At 62.1% G+C, this 2661-nt stretch carries 4 protein-coding genes, 1 other RNA gene and 1 pseudogene; 1 reads left to right on the forward strand and 5 read right to left on the reverse strand.

The annotated features are described in order from the left end of the window. The 5 genes and pseudogenes from WC026_RS17340 to WC026_RS17360 all read right to left on the reverse strand — a co-directional run. Positions 1 to 266 (reverse strand): annotated as a pseudogene (locus WC026_RS17340) (YebC/PmpR family DNA-binding transcriptional regulator); the annotation flags it as partial. A gap of 94 nt (positions 267 to 360) precedes the next feature. Then, positions 361 to 1176, reverse strand: a complete 816-nt coding sequence (locus WC026_RS17345) for a TIGR00282 family metallophosphoesterase (RefSeq protein WP_372712262.1) — start codon at positions 1174 to 1176, stop codon at positions 361 to 363. A gap of 13 nt (positions 1177 to 1189) precedes the next feature. Next, a complete protein-coding gene (locus tag WC026_RS17350) occupies positions 1190 to 1780 on the reverse strand; it encodes a 5-formyltetrahydrofolate cyclo-ligase (RefSeq protein ID WP_372712263.1) in 591 nt (196 codons plus the stop codon). Positions 1781 to 1800: 20 nt separating this feature from the next. Further along, positions 1801 to 1961, reverse strand: a non-coding RNA gene (gene ssrS, locus WC026_RS17355) — 6S RNA. A 59-nt stretch (positions 1962 to 2020) separates the two neighbouring features. Further along, complete coding sequence (locus WC026_RS17360) at positions 2021 to 2308, reverse strand: cell division protein ZapA (RefSeq protein WP_372712264.1); 288 nt, start codon at positions 2306 to 2308, stop codon at positions 2021 to 2023. A 67-nt stretch (positions 2309 to 2375) separates the two neighbouring features. Here WC026_RS17360 and WC026_RS17365 point away from each other — a divergent pair. Continuing rightward, positions 2376 to 2661: hypothetical protein (locus WC026_RS17365; RefSeq protein WP_372712265.1), on the forward strand; the 286-nt coding region annotated here is incomplete at its 3' end.

Consider the following 2661-nt stretch of genomic DNA (forward strand, 5'->3'; position numbering starts at 1 on the left):
TAACCCTCGTAGCGCACCGCTTCAAAGTTCGCGAGATCGCCGCCGAGCGCCTTCTTGATGGCGCGCTCGACGTTGTCCTTGGGCATGTTCTCGGCGCGCGCTTCCTGAATCGCGAGGCGTAGGCGCGCATTCATATCCGGGTCGGGCGTGCCGGACTTGGCCGCAACCGTAATTTCGCGCGCGAGTTTGGCAAAGAGCTTGGCGCGCATGGCGTCCTGCTTGCCCTTGCGGTGCATGATATTCTTGTATTGCGAATGGCCGGCCATGGGTCCCAGTCCGTCGTGCGTCCTGCTTCTGCAGACTTTGCCGCTCCTTTTCGCGGCTCCGATTGCGACGGTCAAGCCTCGCGCGGCGTCTCTCTCAGACTTCGGGGATAGCGGGCTCCAGACATGGACCCTGGCGAAGCGGCTGAACGCGCGTCGCGAGGCCCGTCGCATCGTCGATGTCGACCAGCAGGCCTGACAACGTGCCGGGACCGGTCGCGGGCTCGTAGCGGCTGCGGGGGATTTTCGTCAGAAAGCGGTTGATCGGCTCGTCGCTGTCCATTCCGAGCACCGAGTTGTAGTCACCGCACATTCCGGCGTCGGTCATGTAGGCCGTTCCTGCGGGCAGGATGCGCGCGTCCGCCGTCGGCGTATGGGTGTGCGTGCCGACGACGACGCTGGCGCGGCCATCGAGGAACAGCCCCATCGCCTGCTTTTCGCTCGTCGCCTCAGCGTGGAAGTCGACGAGGATTACGTCTGCGCCGCGCTTCAACGCGCACGCGGTCAACTCGGCATCGATGGCTCGAAAGGGGCAATTGAGATCGGGCATGAACACGAGGCCCATCGCGTTGATGACCAGGACGTCGGCGCCGTTCCTGGCTTTCAATAGCGTTGATCCCTTACCGGGCGTGCCCTTCGGATAATTGAGCGGCCGGATCAGCCGGTCGTGGCGCTCGATGAAAACAAGCGTATCTTTCTGGTCGAAGGAATGGTTGCCGAGCGTGACGCAGTCGGCGCCGGCGTCGAGCACGTCATTCAAGATCGCTTCGGTGATTCCGAAACCGCCGGCGGCGTTCTCGCCGTTAATGACGACGAAATCGATCGTGTAGCGCGTAATGAGGGCGGGAAGTGCATTGCAGACCGCGGTACGGCCCGGCCGACCGACAATATCGCCGAGAAACAACAATCGCATCAGGAGGCCTGGATCAGGAGTCGAGGCAATGGAGCGGACCGGAAGGCGTGAGCACCCAGTCCAGCCGCTCGTCATAGCTTTCGGCAGGCACGGCGTCGACCCTCAGTTCATCGTAAGCGAGACCGACTGCCACGATCGGTTTCAACTTCCTTAATCGTTGCAGCGTGCGGTCATAGAAGCCGCCGCCGTAGCCCAAGCGATAGCCACGCGCGTCGAAGGCTAGCAATGGGACGAGCAGAATGTCGGGGTCGACCGCAGGCTTGTCGTCCATCGGCTCGGCAATGCCCCAGGCCGCCGGGTTCATCGCATCGCCCGGTGTCCAGGCGCGCATCAGAAGCGGCTTTCCTCGCCCTTGCATCACCGGCAGCGCAAGGCGAAAGCCTTCGGCTTGCAGCCACGTCATCAATGGCGCCGGATTGATCTCATCATTGATGGCGGCGAAACCTGACACGATCGCGCCCGGAGTTGCGGCCAGAAAATCGACGCCGTGCGCCGCGATCTTGCGGCTGGCTTCGGCGCCGTGCTGAGCGAAAGCGGCCTTGCGGCGTTCCATCGCTTCAGCGCGCAACTTCTTTTTGGCCTCAAGCTTCGTCTCGTCCGTCACCCGACGTACCCCTAGGAAATCAAAGTGCCGCGAAGGCCGTCGGGATCATGATCCCGCGTGGTCCCTACGAGCGTAGGTGGGCACCGTGTGTCCGAAGCCACGGCTCCGGTCAGGGACAGCACCCGTGCGGATCTTATAGGCCCCCGGGTCATATTGCCCCTAACGAGCCCCGCAGCACCTTGAAAATTAGGCGAGTGGCGACCAAAAATCCAGAGCCAACCTTTGGTGAGGTCGACGCACTCAACCGAATGCGGTGCGTCTTGTCGCGGCCGGTTCGGTCGAGTCCGCTTTTTCCGAGGGGCCTTGCAAAAGCTCGTCGACATCGGCGCGGGCGTCGAAAAGCTCGTCGGCGACGACCAGGGCGGCCATCAGCATCAGCCGTTCGTCGCCGATGTTGCCATGCTCGCGCGTCAGCGCTTCAAGCTTGCCAGTCAGATATTTTGCGATTTCTTCGAGGCGCGGGGCTTCGTTATCGCCACACGCGAAACGATAGCTGCGGCCATTGAAGTTTATTGCAACGTCAGCCACTCACGTCGACGGCGCCGCCGTCCCCCCCGCTCGCATGACGCGCACCTCAGTCGCCTGGGCTATGGTTATGAAGCGAATCGAGAGCCCAATCAATCCGATTCAACGCATCGGCCGTGCGCTGCTCCAGTTCCGCTATCCTCTGCTGGGCGGTTGCAAGCTCCGCCCGGAGCCGCACGTTTTCCGCCCGCATGTCACCATCAACGGCGGGCTTTCTGGCAGGCTTAATATTATCAGCCCGCTTCGCGGTGTTGCGTACAGTCATGGCCTCTCTACGCCCTTTCGGGCGACACGATTGACACGCGTATCACCAAAGTCTCGTTTCCTACGTTACGTGCGTATCGTAAACGACGTCA

This window comes from Hyphomicrobium sp., assembly GCF_041674905.1.
Classification (GTDB): Bacteria; Pseudomonadota; Alphaproteobacteria; order Rhizobiales; family Hyphomicrobiaceae; genus Hyphomicrobium_B.